The organism is Flavobacterium nitrogenifigens (genome assembly GCF_003254565.1).
Lineage (GTDB): Bacteria > Bacteroidota > Bacteroidia > Flavobacteriales > Flavobacteriaceae > Flavobacterium > Flavobacterium nitrogenifigens.
Genome location: NZ_QJRI01000181.1, coordinates 160,439 through 178,119, shown reverse-complemented (window position 1 = coordinate 178,119; position 17,681 = coordinate 160,439). Strand labels below are relative to the sequence as shown.

At 35.1% G+C, this 17,681-nt stretch carries 11 protein-coding genes and 1 riboswitch; of the genes, 8 read left to right on the top strand and 3 right to left on the bottom strand.

What is annotated here, in order from left to right; translation table 11 throughout:
* Positions 1 to 183 precede the first annotated feature (183 nt).
* A riboswitch (SAM riboswitch) is annotated at positions 184 to 300 on the top strand.
* A gap of 340 nt (positions 301 to 640) precedes the next feature.
* The 7 genes from DM397_RS20765 to DM397_RS20735 all read left to right on the top strand — a co-directional run bounded on the left by DM397_RS20765 (position 641) and on the right by DM397_RS20735 (position 10,480).
* Entirely contained in the window at positions 641 to 1,645 is a 1,005-nt protein-coding gene (locus DM397_RS20765; RefSeq protein ID WP_111379409.1) for a homocysteine S-methyltransferase family protein, read from the top strand.
* Between the two features lie 29 nt (positions 1,646 to 1,674).
* Positions 1,675 to 2,676: a PDDEXK nuclease domain-containing protein gene (locus tag DM397_RS20760; RefSeq protein WP_111379407.1), complete on the top strand. Its 1,002-nt coding sequence runs from the start codon at positions 1,675 to 1,677 to the stop codon at positions 2,674 to 2,676.
* A gap of 259 nt (positions 2,677 to 2,935) precedes the next feature.
* Positions 2,936 to 5,611, top strand: coding sequence for a methionine synthase (gene metH / locus DM397_RS20755; protein ID WP_111379406.1), 2,676 nt, complete (start codon positions 2,936 to 2,938; stop codon positions 5,609 to 5,611).
* A gap of 158 nt (positions 5,612 to 5,769) precedes the next feature.
* Positions 5,770 to 6,726, top strand: coding sequence for a methylenetetrahydrofolate reductase [NAD(P)H] (gene metF / locus DM397_RS20750; RefSeq protein ID WP_111379404.1), 957 nt, complete (start codon positions 5,770 to 5,772; stop codon positions 6,724 to 6,726).
* A gap of 204 nt (positions 6,727 to 6,930) precedes the next feature.
* A complete protein-coding gene (locus DM397_RS20745; RefSeq protein ID WP_111379632.1) occupies positions 6,931 to 7,584 on the top strand; it encodes a class I SAM-dependent methyltransferase in 654 nt (217 codons plus the stop codon).
* 192 nt (positions 7,585 to 7,776) lie between these two features.
* A complete protein-coding gene (locus DM397_RS20740) occupies positions 7,777 to 9,000 on the top strand; it encodes a dicarboxylate/amino acid:cation symporter (protein WP_111379402.1) in 1,224 nt (407 codons plus the stop codon).
* Positions 9,001 to 9,079: 79 nt separating this feature from the next.
* A complete protein-coding gene (locus DM397_RS20735) occupies positions 9,080 to 10,480 on the top strand; it encodes a pyridoxal phosphate-dependent decarboxylase family protein (protein ID WP_111379401.1) in 1,401 nt (466 codons plus the stop codon).
* Positions 10,481 to 10,572: 92 nt separating this feature from the next.
* On the opposite strand, the gene DM397_RS20730 is transcribed toward DM397_RS20735, so the two are convergent.
* Together DM397_RS20730 and gldA are read right to left on the bottom strand one after the other, a co-directional pair.
* The gene (locus DM397_RS20730) at positions 10,573 to 12,693 is read right to left on the bottom strand and encodes an outer membrane beta-barrel family protein (protein WP_111379399.1); all 2,121 of its coding nucleotides are present in this window, start codon (positions 12,691 to 12,693) and stop codon (positions 10,573 to 10,575) included.
* 370 nt (positions 12,694 to 13,063) lie between these two features.
* Positions 13,064 to 13,960, bottom strand: a complete 897-nt coding sequence (gene gldA, locus DM397_RS20725; RefSeq protein WP_111379397.1) for a gliding motility-associated ABC transporter ATP-binding subunit GldA — start codon at positions 13,958 to 13,960, stop codon at positions 13,064 to 13,066.
* Between the two features lie 148 nt (positions 13,961 to 14,108).
* Between gldA and DM397_RS20720 the strand changes: the two genes are divergently transcribed.
* Entirely contained in the window at positions 14,109 to 14,687 is a 579-nt protein-coding gene (locus tag DM397_RS20720) for an outer membrane beta-barrel protein (RefSeq protein WP_111379395.1), read from the top strand.
* 586 nt (positions 14,688 to 15,273) lie between these two features.
* Here the strand turns inward: DM397_RS20720 and metE are convergent.
* Positions 15,274 to 17,595 carry a 5-methyltetrahydropteroyltriglutamate--homocysteine S-methyltransferase gene (metE, locus tag DM397_RS20715; RefSeq protein WP_111379393.1) on the bottom strand — a complete coding sequence of 774 codons (2,322 nt, stop codon included), beginning with the start codon at positions 17,593 to 17,595 and terminating at the stop codon, positions 15,274 to 15,276.
* Positions 17,596 to 17,681: the final 86 nt, after the last annotated feature.

Sequence of the window (17,681 nt, the reverse complement as noted above, 5' to 3'; positions counted from 1 at the left end):
TCATATAAACACAACGCATAATCACAATACGTTCCCCGCGGTTGAAATCGGGGGCTATATTTGAAAAACATAAACTAAAAAACCTTAGAACCTTAGTGACTTAGAACCTCAGAACCTTAGAAAAAAAACATTTGCAAATCGAAACCCTATTTCATACCTTTGCACTGTTCTTAAAATTATTGTTCGTTATCACGAAAGGCGGAGGGATAGACCCGATGAAACCTTAGCAACCCTTTATCATAAAGAAGGTGCTAAATTCTACTTTATACGACATTTTCCAGTATTAAAGATAGATAACACAAATACATACTAGTATTTCTCAAAACTTTTCTCGATAACATATAATATTTACTGAAACAGATTCTGTATCAGGAGCGAATCATTGGCGCATTTTTGCAGTCAGTAGTTCCCGCTTTTCGTTGCAATCATTTTGTCCGCAGTGGCGGACAAAATAATTTCCACTTCAATCGGGGCTAATGAGCCAGCAATAGTGCACTTTTGGAATTAATGTGAAAAAAATATCGAAGGTTAAACCCGACAGGTTTTAAAAACCTGTCGGGTTTAAAAGAACCTTCACAATCATAATAAAAAAACTTAGCATCTTAGAACCTTAGCGTCTTAGTAGCTAAAACAAAAAAATATGGCAATAACAATTCAAGAAGCAATAAAAAAAAATATCCTAATCCTTGATGGAGCAATGGGAACAATGTTGCAGCGCTATAATTTCTCAGAAGAAGATTTCAGAGGAGAGCGTTTCAAAGATTTTCCACATCCGCTAAAAGGAAACAACGATTTACTATCCCTAACACAACCACAAGCGATCCGCGATGTACACGCCGCGTATTACGAAGCAGGTGCTGACATTGTAGAAACCAACACCTTCTCAGGAACGACAATCGGTATGGCCGATTATCACATGGAAGATTTGGTTTACGAGTTAAACTACGAATCGGCAAAAATCGCAAGACAAGTAGCCGATGAGTTTACTGCAAAAAATCCGGATAAACCACGTTTCGTAGCCGGTTCAATTGGGCCAACAAACCGTACAGCAAGTATGTCACCAGATGTAAACGATCCAGGTTACAGAGCCGTAACGTTTGACGATTTACGAATTGCTTACAAACAACAAGCAGAAGCTTTAATGGATGGTGGGTGTGATTTGCTTTTAGTAGAAACAATCTTTGATACATTAAATGCAAAAGCTGCACTTTTTGCAATCGAAGAAGTAAAAGAAGAACGCAATCTTGATATTCCAATCATGGTTTCAGGAACGATTACAGATGCTTCAGGAAGAACACTTTCAGGGCAAACAGTTGAAGCGTTTTTGATTTCAGTTTCACATATTCCGTTATTAAGTGTGGGATTCAATTGCGCTCTTGGAGCTGATTTATTGAAACCGTATTTAAAAACATTAGCGCACAATACAAGTTTTAATGTTTCGGCACATCCAAATGCAGGATTGCCAAATGCATTTGGACAATACGATGAAACACCAGAACAAACTCAAGTTTTCATTAAAGAATATTTAGAGGATAATTTAATTAATATCATCGGAGGTTGTTGCGGAACAACGCCAGATCATATTCGATTAATGGCTGAGGTTGCGAAGGATTATAAACCGAGAGTGGCTCCGATTATTGAATGATGATCTAATCAAAGTATTAATTGCTAATTATGAGTTTAGAGAAACAACCTTATAGTGAACTTATCGATAAAATTGGCACCTTGTTGCAAAATGGTAGACAGCAAGCTGTACAATCAGTCAATACAATTTTGGTGCAGACTTATTGGTACGTAGGTCAGCACATTGTAGAGTTTGAGCAAAAGGGAAATGAAAAAGCTGAATACGGAAGTCAATTATTTGAAAGGCTTTCAAAGGATTTGGTACAAGCTCATGGTAAAGGGTTTAGTAGATCTAATCTTTTATACATGCGTAAGTTATATTTATCGTTTCCAATAAGTGAGACACTGTCTCACTTATTGACGTGGAGTCATTATTTTGAAATTTTGAAAGCTGACTCGGAATTAGAAATTAGTTTTTATACTAAACAATGTCAGCATGAGCGGTGGAGTGTAAGAGAATTAAAACGTCAAATGAAGAGTTCATTGTTTGAAAGATTAGCTTTGAGCAAAGACAAAGAAGGCGTTTTGAGATTGGCTAAAGAAGGACATATTGTAGAAAATGCAGAAGATTTAATTAAAGATCCCTTTGTATTGGACTTTTTAAATATCCCTGAACCATATCAGTATTTGGAGAATGATTTGGAAGAAAAAATCATTTCCAATTTACAGCAGTTCATTATGGAAATGGGAAAAGGATTTGCTTTTATTGGCAGACAATATCGAATGAGTATTGGGGGAAAACATTTTTACTTGGACTTGCTTTTTTATCATCGAATACTAAAATGTTTTGTTTTGGTAGATTTAAAAAGAGGCGAAATTGATCATCAGGATATTGGTCAAATGAATTTGTATCTGAATTATTTCAAAAAGGAAGAAGCAACAGAAGGAGATAATGAACCAATTGGTATTGTATTGGGAGCACACAAAAATCATATTTTGGTTGAATATGCTACTGATAGTATTACAAATAAAGTGTTGTTGAGTAAATATCAATTGTATTTGCCGGATAAAAAAACGCTTCAGAATCAATTGGATAAATTGCTGGAAGAATAAAATTGTAAAAATTATTTTTAGCATTAATTAAAATTGAAATTTGAAAAACATAAATCGTCTTATGAAACCGAGTTTGCGTGAGGGATAGAAGTGGAAAGTCCACAGCCTGACGAAGGAAGAGCGAGGACTTGCAACGGATAGCCCGACCCGGAGGGGCACGCCCAAATTATTAAAAAGATTACAGGTTTAAAAACCTAAAAGATATAGAATAAAAAACTTAGAACCTTAGTATCTCAGGATCTTAGTAACTTTAAAAAAAATGACAGAAAAAAGAAGAGACCTTGTATTATCAGGATTAGAACCGTTGATTATCACGCCGGAAAGTGTTTTCGTGAATGTTGGTGAGCGTACAAACGTAACAGGTTCAAGAAAATTCTTGAGATTAATCAAGGAAGAGAAATATGACGAGGCGCTTGATATTGCAAGACAGCAGGTAGAAGGAGGAGCGCAGATCATCGATATTAATATGGATGAAGGAATGCTTGATGGTGTTACGGCAATGACTAAATTTTTGAATTTAATTGCTGCAGAACCAGACATTTCGAGAGTGCCAATTATGATTGACAGTTCGAAATGGGAAATCATCGAAGCTGGTCTAAAAGTAGTTCAAGGAAAAAGCGTTGTAAACTCGATTTCGTTAAAAGAAGGAGAAGAAGCCTTTATTCATCACGCTAAATTAATCAAACGTTACGGAGCAGCTGCGATTGTAATGGCTTTTGATGAAGTTGGTCAGGCAGATAATTACGACCGTAGAGTGGAAATCTGCCAGCGTTCGTATGATATTTTGGTGAACAAAGTTAATTTCCCTCCACAAGATATTATTTTCGATTTGAATATTTTCCCAGTTGCAACGGGAATGGAAGAGCATAGATTGAACGCTTTGGATTTCTTTAGAGGAACAAAATGGGTTCGCGAGAATCTTCCGCACGCACATATTAGCGGTGGAGTAAGTAACGTTTCGTTCTCTTTTAGAGGAAACGATACGGTTCGTGAAGCGATGCACTCGGTATTTTTATATCACGCAATTAAAAACGGAATGACGATGGGAATCGTTAATCCAGAGATGCTTACGATTTACGATGATATTCCGAAAGACTTATTAGAATACGTTGAAGACGTAATTCTGGACAGACGCGACGATGCTACTGAACGACTTTTAGATTTTGCAGATAGCGTAAAAGGTGAAGCAAAAAGCGATGAAAAAACGGTTCAAGAATGGCGTTTTGGAACGGTTCAAGAACGTATTACACATTCATTGGTAAAAGGAATCGATGCTTTTATTGAAGAAGATGTTGAAGAAGCACGTTTGGCGGCGACAAAGCCAATTGAAGTTATCGAGATTAACTTAATGGCCGGAATGAATGTGGTTGGAGATTTATTCGGAAGCGGAAAAATGTTCCTGCCTCAGGTAGTAAAATCGGCTCGTGTAATGAAAAAAGCGGTGGCGTATTTATTGCCTTTTATTGAAGCGAGCAAACAAGCCGGAGACAAACAAGGAAACGGAAAAATCTTGATGGCAACCGTAAAAGGTGACGTTCACGATATTGGTAAAAACATCGTTTCGGTAGTTTTGGCTTGTAATAACTACGAGATTGTAGACTTAGGTGTAATGGTTCCTCCGGAGAAAATTATTTCGGCTGCAATTGAACATGAAGTGGATATCATCGGATTAAGTGGCTTGATCACACCTTCGCTTGACGAAATGGTATATCTGGCCAAAGAACTAGATAAACAAGATATTAAAATCCCAATTATGATTGGTGGTGCTACAACTTCGCGCGCGCATACAGCCGTGAAAATTGCACCTCAATACAGAGAAACTGTAATTCACGTTAACGATGCTTCGAGAGCTGTTACCGTTGCAGGAAATCTGTTAGATCATAATAGAAAAATATATGCGGCAGATATTCGTGCAGAATACGATTCTTTTAGAGAAACATTTTTAAACCGTTCAAGAGATAAAAACTTCCTGACGATTGAAGATGCCCGCAAAAACAAATTGCCATTGGATTGGTCTGAGTATACGCCGACTAAACCAAAAGTAATTGGCGCTCAAACTATTGAAATAGAATTGGATGTTTTGGTTCCGTATATCGACTGGACGCCATTTTTCCAAACATGGGAATTGTACGGAAAATATCCTGCGATTCTAACGGATGAGGTTGTGGGTAAAGAAGCAACTTCTGTTTTTAATGATGCTCAGGCAATGCTAAAAGTAATTTTAGAAGAGAAAAAATTAAAAGCAAAAGGTATTTACGGAATTTTCCCTGCGAATCAGGTAAATGATGACGATATCGAATTGCGTGATGAAAACGGAAAAGTTTTAGAAAAATTCTTAACGCTTCGTCAGCAGTCACAAAAAACTAAAGGAGCTCCAAACATCGCTTTAGCCGATTTTATTCTGCCAAAAGAAAGCGGAATCGATGATTACATGGGAGCTTTCTGTGTAACAACAGGTTTTGGTGTTGACGAATGGGCGGCAGAATACGAAAAGAATCTAGACGATTATAATTCAATTATGGTTAAAGCCCTTGCAGATCGTTTTGCTGAGGCTTTCGCCGAATATCTTCACGAGCGAGTTCGTAAAGATTTTTGGGGTTATGATAGTGAAGAATCTTTAACCAACGAAGAATTGATTAAAGAAAATTATAAAGGAATTCGTCCAGCGCCAGGTTATCCAGCTTGTCCAGATCACTTGGAGAAACCAACAATCTGGAAACTTTTGGATGTTGAAAAACAAATTGGAGTGAAGTTAACAGAAAGTATGGCAATGTGGCCGGCTTCTTCGGTGTCAGGATACTATTTCGGAAACCCGAAAAGCCGCTATTTCGGACTAGGAAAAATAAAAGAAGATCAGGTTACAGATTACGCAAAACGCCGAAATGTACCGCTTGATTACGCAATGAAATGGTTAAACCCTAATATAGCAGATTAAAGTTTTTGTTTCAAGTTTCAAGTTTCAAGTTCTCTATGGCAACTTGAAACTTGGAACCTGAAACTTGAAACAACAAATATTTGATTTACGTTTTTTGATTCAGATTTTTTACACCTTTCAAACTCAAAATTCATAACTCATAACTCATAATTCTAATAATGAAAGTAACAGAACATATAGAAAACGCCAAAGGAAAAACATTATTCTCGTTTGAAATTATTCCGCCTCAGAAGGGGAAAAGCATTCAGGAATTATACGATAATATTGATCCGTTAATGGAGTTTAATCCGCCGTTTATTGATGTAACGACTTCTCGTGAAGAGTATATTTACATTGACCGCGGTAATGGACTTTTGGACAAAAAACTGACTCGTATGCGTCCAGGAACGCTTGGAATTTGCGCTTCTATAAAACACAAATACAATGTAGATACGGTTCCGCATTTGCTTTGTGGTGGTTTCACTAAAGAAGAAACCGAGTATATGCTGGTTGACTGTCATTATTTAGGAATCAACAATGTAATGGCACTTCGAGGTGACGCAATGAAAGACGAGCAGTCTTTTACACCAAAAGCTGGAGGAAATCATTATGCAATTGATTTGGTAAAACAAATAAACGATTTGAATTGCGGAAAATATCTTCATGAAGTAATGGATGCTGATAACAAAGCTGACTTCTGTATTGGAGTTGCAGGTTATCCAGAAAAACATTTAGAATCACCATCTTTACAATCAGATTTAAAAAGATTAAAAGAAAAAGTTAATGCAGGAGCTGATTATGTAGTAACACAAATGTTTTTTGACAATGCTAAATATTTTGCTTTCGTAGAAAAAGCAAGAGAAATGGGAATCACAATTCCTATTATTCCTGGAATTAAACCAATTGCTGTTCAACGACATTTACAGGTTCTGCCGCAAATCTTCAGAATCGATTTGCCAGAAGATTTAATCGATGCCGTAGATAAATGCAAAAACAATGCTGAAATCAAACAAGTCGGAATTGAATGGGCGGTTCAGCAGTCATTAGAATTAAAAGCCGCTGGAGTTCCGTTTTTACACTATTATTCAATGGGTAAATCTGAGAATATTCGTCAGATTGCAAGTCAGGTTTTTTAAGGTCTTTGCTAGGAACTTTGTCAAAGTTTAAAACTTTGACAAAGTTGATTGAGTACAGTTTGTCATTCCGAGGAACGAGGAATCTCACTCGGGTGTCGACAAAGATTGGCGATTTACTTTGCGGAGTTTCTAGTGTGATTCCTCGTTCCTCGGAATGACAAAAAAATGGAATTTGGTATTTTTTTAATTGAAATTTTAAAAGTCATGAAACAAGAAGAACTACAAGCCATAGCCTCTCAATTAAAACATCCATCGGGAGAAAAAGGAATTGAAATGGCCAATATGATGAACGAAACGAACATCAATATGACTAAACATTCGATTCAGAATCTAAATATTTCAAACGAAAACAGAATTCTGGAACTAGGCCACGGAAACGCAGGTCACGTTGAATTTTTGTTTGAACAAGCTGAAAAATTAAAATATTACGGACTGGAAATGTCGGAATTGATGTTTCAAGAAGCGCGCCAGATCAACCGAAACTTTGTCTCTCAAAAACAAGCTTTCTTTTCGCTTTATGACGGAAATACGATTCCGTTTGAAGATGGATTATTCGATAAAATATTTACTGTAAATACAATCTATTTTTGGCAGAAACCCGAAGAATTGCTTTCAGAAATCCACAGAGTTTTAAAACCAAGCGGTAATTTCTGCTTGACATTTGCCGAAGAAGATTTCATGAAAACATTGCCTTTTACGCAATTCGAATTTAAATTGTACAGTACAGAAAAAGCGCAGGAATTAATCAAAAAATCAGATTTTAAAATCGTTTACACAGAAACACAGACGGAAAAAGTAAAAAGTAAAACTGGCGAATTGGTTGACAGAGCTTTTACTACTATAGTTCTGGAAAAATAGTTAAGATTTTTAAACACATAGAAACATAGATTTTTCTTAATTTAAGTTTAGAAGAATTAAAAAGAAAAATACATTTTTCACACATAGTTATGTTTGTTTAAATAAGTAAAACGCCTTTCTAGACAAAGAGAACTATGTTTCTATGTGTTTAGAAAATATAGAGATTGCTGAATTCTAAACCCTTGTATCATTATGGAAGTTAAGAAAATCAATTTTTTGCAGAGTTACAGCAGTATTTTATGGCTTCTTGGCGGTATTATAGTCGGAAGTATTTTTGGATTGGTTTTCGGAGAAGATGTTTTGATCATAAAACCGCTTGGCGATATATTCCTGAATTTACTTTTTACAGCCATTATTCCACTTATCTTTTTTACAATCGGTTCTTCGGTTGCGAATCTAGAAAGAACAGAAAAACTAGGAAAACTGTTTGTTATAATGTTGCTAGTTTTTCTAGCTACCATTTTGATTTCGGCAATTGTGATGATTTGCGCTGTTTATCTTTTTCCAATTCATGAAGATATTGCGATTGCCAAAGTTCCGTTTGAAGAAGTAGCATCAGGATCAGCGGGAGATCAGATTGCGAAACTGCTTACTGCCAATGATTTCTTCGAATTATTGTCTCGTAAAAGCATGTTGGCGTTGATTATTTTCTCTTTTTTAGTTGGTTTTGCCACACTGCAATCAGGAGAAAAAGGAAAAGCTTTCAAGAGTTTTCTGGATTCAGGAAACGAAGTAATGAAACAGCTTTTGAACATTATCATGAAATCTGCACCAATTGGTCTCGGAGCCTATTTTGCTTATCAAGTTGGAGTTTTTGGACCGCAATTGTTAGGGGTTTATGCAAAACCAATGGCAGTTTATTATGGCGCTTGTATTTTCTACTTTTTCGTGTTTTTCAGTTTATATGCCCTTGTCTCTGGAGGGAAAAGAGCTTTTAAAGTTTTTTGGGGTAACAATATAACTCCATCTTTAACCGCAGTAGGAACTTGCAGCAGTATTGCTACTATACCAGCCAATCTGGATGCTGCAGAAAAAATGGGAATCCCTAGTCACGTTCGGAATTTAGTAATTCCGCTTGGAGCGCCTTTGCACAAAGACGGTTCGAGTATGTCTTCCATCTTAAAGATTACTTTTTTATTTGCCATGTTTGGCAAAGATTTTTCAGATCCGATGACCATTCTTTTAGCACTCGGAATTACAGTTGTCGTTTCGATTGTCGAAGGCGGAATTCCAAACGGAGGCTATATTGGAGAAATCTTAGCTATAACAGTTTATGGTTTTCCTATGGGACAAGCTTTGCCCGTCGCTATGATCTTAGGGACATTGGTAGATCCAATTGCTACTTTATTAAATGCCAACGGCGATGTAATCTGTTCGATGATGGTTTCGAGATTCTCTGAAAAGACGAAGTGGTAGCTCTTCTTTAAAAAAATACAATTTTTTATAACCTTTCTTATCCGCACAATCTGCGCAACATAACTAATACAACAAACTTATGAATTCAATACTACAGCACGATCTCAATAATTTTGAGAATATCTTAGAAAAAACAAAACAGCAAGGCGTTGATTTCCTTAATAATATTGATAACGTTCCAACGTCTAAAAATTATTCAATCGATCCTAAAACTGAACTAAACGAATTAGGTTTAGGATCTATTGATGCTTTAAAAGAGTTTAATGAAAGATTGGCTCCATTGATGGTTTCTTCGTCAGGCCCGAGATATTGGGGATTTGTTACAGGCGGTTCAACACCAGCATCTATTGTGGGCGATTGGCTGGCTTCTGTGTATGATCAAAATACTCAAGCTGTAAAAGCACAAGGTGGAGCATCGGCGTTAATAGAATTTGAAACCATTAATTTGTTATTGCAACTGTTAGAGCTTCCAGATTCATTTTTAGGCGGATTTGTTACAGGAGCTACAATGTCAAACTTTACTGCGCTTGGTGTTGCCAGACAATGGTTTGGTAAACAGTTTGGAAAAGATTTTGCTAAAAACGGAATTTCAGAACCAATTAATATCTTAACAGCAACACCGCATTCTTCTTCTGTAAAATGTTTGTCACTTTTAGGAATTGGAAGTCAGAATTACACGGTTGTAAAAACAATTGAAGGAAATCGTGAAGCTTTGGATATTGCCGATTTAGAAGAAAAAATCAAAACATTAAATGGAAAACCTTTTATTCTGATTTCAAGTGCAGGAACTGTAAATACCGCCGATTTTGATGATTTTGAAGCGATTTCAGATCTAAAAGAAAAATACAATTTCTGGTGGCACATTGATGCCGCATTTGGCGGATTTGCTGCGGTTTCAGAGAAATACAAACATTTTGTAAAAGGCTGGGAAGGTGCAGATAGTATTACGATTGACTGTCATAAATGGCTAAATGTACCTTATGAGAGCGCTTTCGTTTTAATTAAAAAAGAGCATATAAATCTGCAGATTGAGACATTTCAGAATTCTAATGCTCCTTATTTAGGTAATCCTCTAGAAAATTTTAATTATTTGAATGTACTTCCTGAAAATTCTCGTCGTTTGCGTGCTCTGCCTGCTTGGTTTTCGCTTAAAGCATATGGAAAAGAAGGTTTTAGAGATATTATCGAAAATAGCACAGCACTGGCTTTGCATTTTGGAAATGCATTAATAGAAAATGATTTTGAGTTGTTAGCACCAATTCGTTTAAATAATGTTTGCTTTACGTTAAAAGGTGAGCAAAATCAGGAAAAAGTAAGTCAGTTTTTATCTGCTTTGAATGATACTGGAAAAGTATTTATGACACCAACGGTTTATCAAGGTAAAAAAGGAATTAGAGCCTCTTTTGTAAATTGGAGAACTACAGAAGATGATGTCAAACTTGTAATTGTCGAAATGCGAGAAGTGCTTTCAGAATTATAAACTTAATAAAAGTAGAAGAGCCTGTTTGAAGGAACAGGCTCTTGACTAACACAAAAAAAAACAAAAAACAAGGTATTTAAAGAACGAAACTTTTATATACGGTATGTAAATGCAATTGTCGCAATGCGATTGTCTAGCTCATATCTTTTATCAATGCTAGTTTGTGCGACTGCAGATTTAATAGTAAAATTGTTGGTGTTGAAAACATCAGTAAAATTGAGTTTAATGTTTCCTTTTTTGGCTAAAACTTGTTTTGAAATCCCAATGCTGAAATCAAAGAAGCCATCTCTCTGATAAATTCCAAGATTGGATTTTGACTGATATTGTGCATTCCCTTCCGCTTTCAGGGTTTCCGTTATAGCAAAAGAATTTTGCACGCTTACATTCAAAGTCATAATAGGATCAATTGTATTACTGTTTAAAATGTCTCCCATAAACTTATTTTCAAAAACATTGAATAAAGTGTTAACAGACCACCACTTGTTTAGCTCAGCGGTATTGGTAATATTAAGTCCGTAATTGTATGATTTGTCAACATTTATTTGCGTTGTCACGGTTGTATTAGTGTCTGGATTATAGTTATACACCTCTGTGAAAACATCTTTGGTGCTATTGAAATAAACCGAAGCCATAAAATTGCTTTTCCAGGCATAACCGATTTCCATAGCATGTGTAATCTCAGGAATCAAGTTCGGATTTCCTTGTGAATAATTGAACGAATCATCATAAAAACGAAACGGATTCAAATCAAACTGACTTGGCCTGTTGATTCTTTTGCTGTAAGAAGCATGAGCAGAATGATTGCTGGTAAATTCATACTTTAAAGAAAGACTCGGAAACCATTTTAAATAATCATCTTTATGCTCTTCATTTAGCGTTTTCTGATCAATATTTATCGCAGTATATTCAGTTCTTAAACCAGCCTGAATGTTTAATTTTTCTAGCTGATATTTATAATTCGCGTAAGCAGCATAAATCTGTTCGTTATATTCAAAATGATTGGTCGAATTAAAATCAATCTGCCATTCGTTATTTTCATAATATTCATAAACAGATGGATTATCATTGTTTTTAATACTCGTCTTAAAACCCCATTCAATAGATTGCTTTTCTTTAAACGGATTTACAAAATCAATTTTTCCAGTAAAAACTTTTAACTGAGAAGGAATATAGCCGCGACGGTCATTTACAACAGTAGCGTTTGCAGTATTATCGGCACTTTGAAATTGATTAGATCTGAATTTAGAAGTTTCATATTCAAAATCAAAAGACATGTTTTTGCCTTCTGTATTAAACTTATGTACTCCAGAAAAAGCATACGTATAATCAAACCACTTTTCTTTACTATCATTATAAGTCAAAGCATCAAAAACAGGTTGATTTGAAGTGTTAAATACTGTATTTGTTCCATCAGCCATATTTTCATAACGTCCGATTTTGGCATCTACATAAAACTCTAAATTTGTTTTAGGAGAAGCTTCATATTGCGTTCCTATTTTAAAATTATTAGAAGTCAAAGGCTCATCTGTAATAGAAGTTTGATGATTTGTAGATACAATCTGTTGATGTGTTAAATCAGAATATTGAGTTTGATCAAATCGTTTATGTTCTTCTTCACCACGGAAAGTATAGCTGTAATTTCCGAAAACGCCCCATTTATCTTTATTGTAATTTAAATTAAAGCCAGAATTGGTTCTGTTTTTTCGGCCTCTTCCATAACTGGCAAAAGCGGTTCCTTTTAAGCCAGAAGCATTTGGTTTTTTAAGAATAATATTTATGATACCAGCTTTTCCTGCCGCATCATATTTAGAAGAAGGATTTGTGATTACTTCAATTTGTTTGATGTTGGATGAGGTTGTTGCCTTTAAATAATTTGCCAATTCTTTTTGCGAAAGTTGCGTCAATTTGCCATTTATCATCACGGCAACACCTTGTTGTCCACGAATAGACAAATCGCCATCTTGAGACACAACAACGCCTGGCGCACGTGATAATACGTCAAGCGCGGTCCCGCCTTCAGATACGATGCTGTTTTCTACATTAAAAACAAGACGATCAGATTTTTGAGTATATAGTACTTTTTTTCTAGCAATCACGATTTCATCTAAAGCATTTATAGTGGTTTCGACAATACTGTCTGTTTCTTTTTCTGTTTGCGAATATCCATCATATACCGAAAAAGCAAGCATAAGAGAGGTTATAATTTTTTTCATGTTGTTTCAATTTGGCAATTCTAAATCGAGATTTAGAACATAATCTTTGTAATTTTTTTTGAATTAGAATTATTGCAATACAATTTGTTCTAATTTTTCTGAAAATCTTTTTTGAAGATGTATTGCTTGATTTGAAACAATAGAAATATGTTTTTTAAGGGTGTGGAGTATACGTAACATACTGTGGCATTTAAAATTTGATTTGTCAAATATAATACTATTTATAACAAGTCTAAATAAAAATAATAATTATTTTTTACAGAAAAACCTTAATTTGTTGATTTGTAGGGAAAAGAATTAAAATGGGGAATAAAAAAAGCGGTCTGTTTTTTATAAAACAAACCGCTTTTTCTGCTGAAAAACTGAAAACTTACTTCGTAATTTCTCTAAAAACAGCCTCCAAGTTTTTATTTTTCTGATTCAATTGTAAAGTCTTTAACCCATTTTCGTTGGCAAAGTCAAAAATTGTAGGACGCATGTCTTTGTCTGTAACAAAAGTCAGCTCCCATGTCATGTCATGAGTATTTACGTATGAAGCAATATTTTCTAGTCTAGCCAAAAGCTGTTCTTCTACTTTGTAATCAAACTCTACTTCAATAACTTGCTCTTTATCGGCAGTCACCAAATGGTCTAATTTATTGTCAGCAACAATCTGTCCTTTGTCAATAATTATGACACGATCGCAAATTGCTTCAACTTCTTGCATAATATGCGTAGATAAAAAAACAGTTTTATTTTTTCCTGCATTTTTAATCACGTTACGAATTTCCATTAACTGATTTGGATCCAGTCCAGTAGTCGGTTCATCTAAAATTAAAACTTCTGGATCATGAAGTAAAGCATTTGCCAATCCAACACGTTGGCGGTATCCTTTAGAAAGCTGTCCAATCTTTTTATGGCTTTCTGGTGTCAGTCCTGTCAGTTGAATTACTTCTTCAATTCTTGATTTTGGCACACTATAAACATCGGCATTAAAAGCCAAATACTCACGAACATACAAATCCAAATATAACGGATTATGTTCTGGTAAGTACCCAATAGAACGTTGCACTTCTTTTGCGTTTGTCATGACATCGTGACCATTTACAAGGGCTGAGCCACTATCGGCAAGTAAATAAGTGGTCAAAATTTTCATTAAAGTAGATTTTCCAGCTCCGTTTGGGCCAAGAAATCCCACGATTTCCCCTCTCTCAATTTTAAAAGAAATTTCATTTAAAGCTTTTTGCTCTCCGTAACTTTTTGATATACTGTTTACTTCTATCGACATGACTTTTTATTTGTTGCAAAAGTAACGAGAAATAGTTTCGATTACTAAAAATTTGTCTCCTAAAGTAATTATAAAAAAAATGAGTAGCTCAGTATTCACGGCATTGTTATTGTTAAGAGAATGCTAAAATTAAAATAAAACCCAAATCATGAAAAAAATTCTAGTGATGGCTGCTTTAGCTATCTGCAGTTTTGCAAACGCACAAAAAGGTACAGTATTAGTTGGTGGTAACATCTCTTATTCTTCTGAAACAAGAGATTTCGGTAATGCTGAAAGAAAATCAAACGAATTTGCTTTTTCTCCAAAAGTAGGTTACCAATTTCACGAAAACTGGACAGTTGGAGGTGAGTTTACAGTTGCTTCTTCAAAAGATGATCAAGGTGTAAATGAATACAAAACAAACAGTTCTAAATTTGGTGCATTTGTACGTTACACAATGCCATTAAGCCAAACTTTCTCAGTATTTGCAGATTTAGGAGCTGGTTTCCAAAATCAAACTGAAAAAGATTACATTGGATCAAACTACACAAAGTATAAAGCAGATGGAATGTACATTGGTGTAACTCCGGCGCTTTTCATTAACATGAAAAATGGTTTTGGTCTTAACTTTAGCATTGGTGGTTTAGGATACGAAACTTTAAATTATGATAACAACGGTCCAGATGTTAGCAGATTTAATTTCAACTTTGGTAAAACAGCTAGCATTGGAATCTCTAAAAACTTCTAATCTTTAGTTTTTATATTCAATTTCAGAAAGCGCTCCAGTCGGAGCGCTTTTTTTTATAGCCATTTTCAAAAAAACAAAAATTACGAAAATGGATCACTTGTGTCAGATAATAAAGCTAATGGTTTTTATACTGGTATTACTCTAGCCCTTTTATTAACATGAAGAAAGGTTTTGGTCTAAATTTTAGTATTGGGGCTTTAGAATATGAAACATTAATCTACGATAATAATGATATTGAGTAGAGTAAAATTTTTGTCAATTTTTAAAAAACATTAAATATTGGGGTTTCTAAAAACTTCTAGTTTTAGATCTTTATGAAAATAGGAAAGCGCTCCAATTGGAGCGCTTTTTTGCTTACTAAAGTTCTTCTGAAAATAATAGTTGTTTTTTAGCCCCGATAGGAACGGTATCCTTTTTCTGGCTTCTTTAGACAGAAAAAGATATAGTGGATAGCGGGACAGAAGCTGTTTTGAAAACTAAATCTTTTTGCTCCTAAAAAAATAAATACCAGCAAAATGAAGCCGAAACGAATCATAACTAAATTCGGCCTCATTTGCTGGTATAAAAACAAAAACTATTTAAGGTATTAAGTTACTGGATTTTCTACAGCTGCTCTCATTTCTTGAGCAGCATTTACCATTTCGATTAGCGCTTTTTTAGTTTCATCCCAATGACGGGTTTTTAAGCCACAATCTGGATTTACCCATAATTGATCAACTGGAATTACGGCTGAAGCTTTCTCTAGCAAACGAACCATTTCTTCGCTTGATGGAACACGTGGAGAGTGAATGTCATAAACACCAGGACCAATTTCGTTTGGATATTTAAAGTCAGCAAAAGCATCTAAAAGTTCCATTTGAGAGCGCGAACATTCAATAGTAATAACATCTGCATCCATGTCGGCAATATTTTGAATGATGTCGTTGAATTCGCTGTAACACATGTGGGTATGAATCTGCGTATCATCGTTTACGCCGCTTGCAGAAATTCTGAATGCGCGAACTGCCCAATCTAAATATTTCGCCCATTCTTCTTTTCTTAACGGAAGGCCTTCACGAATGGCTGGCTCATCAATTTGAATGATTTTGATTCCTGCTTTTTCTAAATCCACAACTTCATCGCGAATGGCTAAAGCGATTTGTGTGCAAGTTTCAGAACGTGGCTGATCGTTTCGTACAAAAGACCATTGCAGGATTGTTACAGGCCCCGTCAACATTCCTTTTACCCATTTTGGAGTTAGAGATTGTGCATATTGAGACCATTTTACCGTCATAGGATTTGGTCTTGAAACATCACCGTATATAACAGGAGGTTTCACACAGCGGCTTCCGTAGCTTTGTACCCAGCCATTTTTGGTAAAAGTAAATCCTGATAATTGTTCTCCAAAATATTCCACCATATCGTTACGTTCAAACTCGCCATGAACTAAAACATCGATTCCGGTTTCTTCTTGAAAACGAATCGTAGCCTCGGTTTCTTTTTCGATTAAATCATTGTATTCTTGAGCTGTTAATTCTCCTTTTTTGAATCTCGCTCTCCAGCTTCTCACTTCTGCTGTTTGGGGGAAAGATCCAATTGTAGTAGTTGGGAATAAAGGCAATTTTAAAGCTTCAATTTGGCTTTTTCTTCTTGTTGCAAAAGAACTTTTACGTTTGTCATCTGAAGTTGTAATTCCAGCAACTCGTGCTTTAACTTCGTTATTATGAATTAATTTTGAAATTTTACGGTTTTCATTTGTCAAAACATTTTCTTTGTAATCAGCTGAATTTTCAGGATTCACTTCGTTTGAAGCAAATTGTTTTAAAAGTGCAATTTCATTGATTTTCTGCTTAGCAAAAGCCAACCATTGTTTGATTTCTGGCGTTAAAGTCTGATCGTTGGTTTCTAAATCCAAATCGCACGGACTGTGAATTAATGAACAAGAAGGAGCAATCAGAATTCTATCAGTTCCTAAAGCATCAGTAGCTTTTTTGATTAATTCTAAAGATTTTTTGAAATCATTTTTCCAGATATTTCTTCCGTCAACAACTCCAAGTGAAAGATTTACGTTTGAAGCTAATTTTCCAGATTCTAAAATATCGTTTAATTGAAGTGGACAACGAACTAAATCCAAATGGAAAGTATCGACAGGAAGCGCTAAAGCAGTTTCTAGATTTTCTCCAAAGCAGTCAAAATAGTTTGCCAAAACAATTTTTAGTTGTGGAAAACGTTTGTTGATTTCATTGTACACTTTCGTAAAAACGCTTCTGTCTTTATCAGTTAAATTTAAAGCCAAGAAAGGCTCATCGAACTGAATATATTCAGCATTTTCTGCTTGCAGTTTTTCTAAAATTTCAAAATAAACGGGCAATAAGGCATCAATAAGATCAATTCTATTAAAACCTTCTTCCTTTTCTTTTCCTAATAATAAATAAGAAACAGGCCCGATTAAAACAGGTTTTGTTTTGATTCCTAGGTCATTTGCTTCTTTAAATTCATTGATTATTTTCTCAGAAAACAATTCAAACTTTTGATTCTTTGTGAATTCAGGAACAATGTAATGATAGTTGGTGTCAAACCATTTTGTCATTTCCATTGCCACAACATCCTGTCCGTCTTTTTGAGAACCTCTTGCCATTGCAAAATATAAATCAAGAGATGAATTGCTTTTTGCTAATTCGTGATAACGTGCCGGAATTGCTCCAAGGGTTAGCGTCAAATCTAAAACTTGATCATAAAAAGAAAAATCATTAGACGGAATTAAATCAACTCCTGCTTCGGCTTGTAATTTCCAGTTTTTAAGACGGATTTCTTTTCCAGCGTCTATAAGTTCTTCTGCCGAAATTTTTCCCGCCCAATACAATTCGCTGGCTTTTTTCAGTTCTCTGTTGCTGCCAATTCTTGGGTAACCTAAGTTGTTTGTTTTCATTTTTGATTCAGTATTTTTTACTGAACAAATTTACGTTCTTGGTTTTTATAACTTATATTTGAGTTTTATTTCAGTAAAATGTGTTT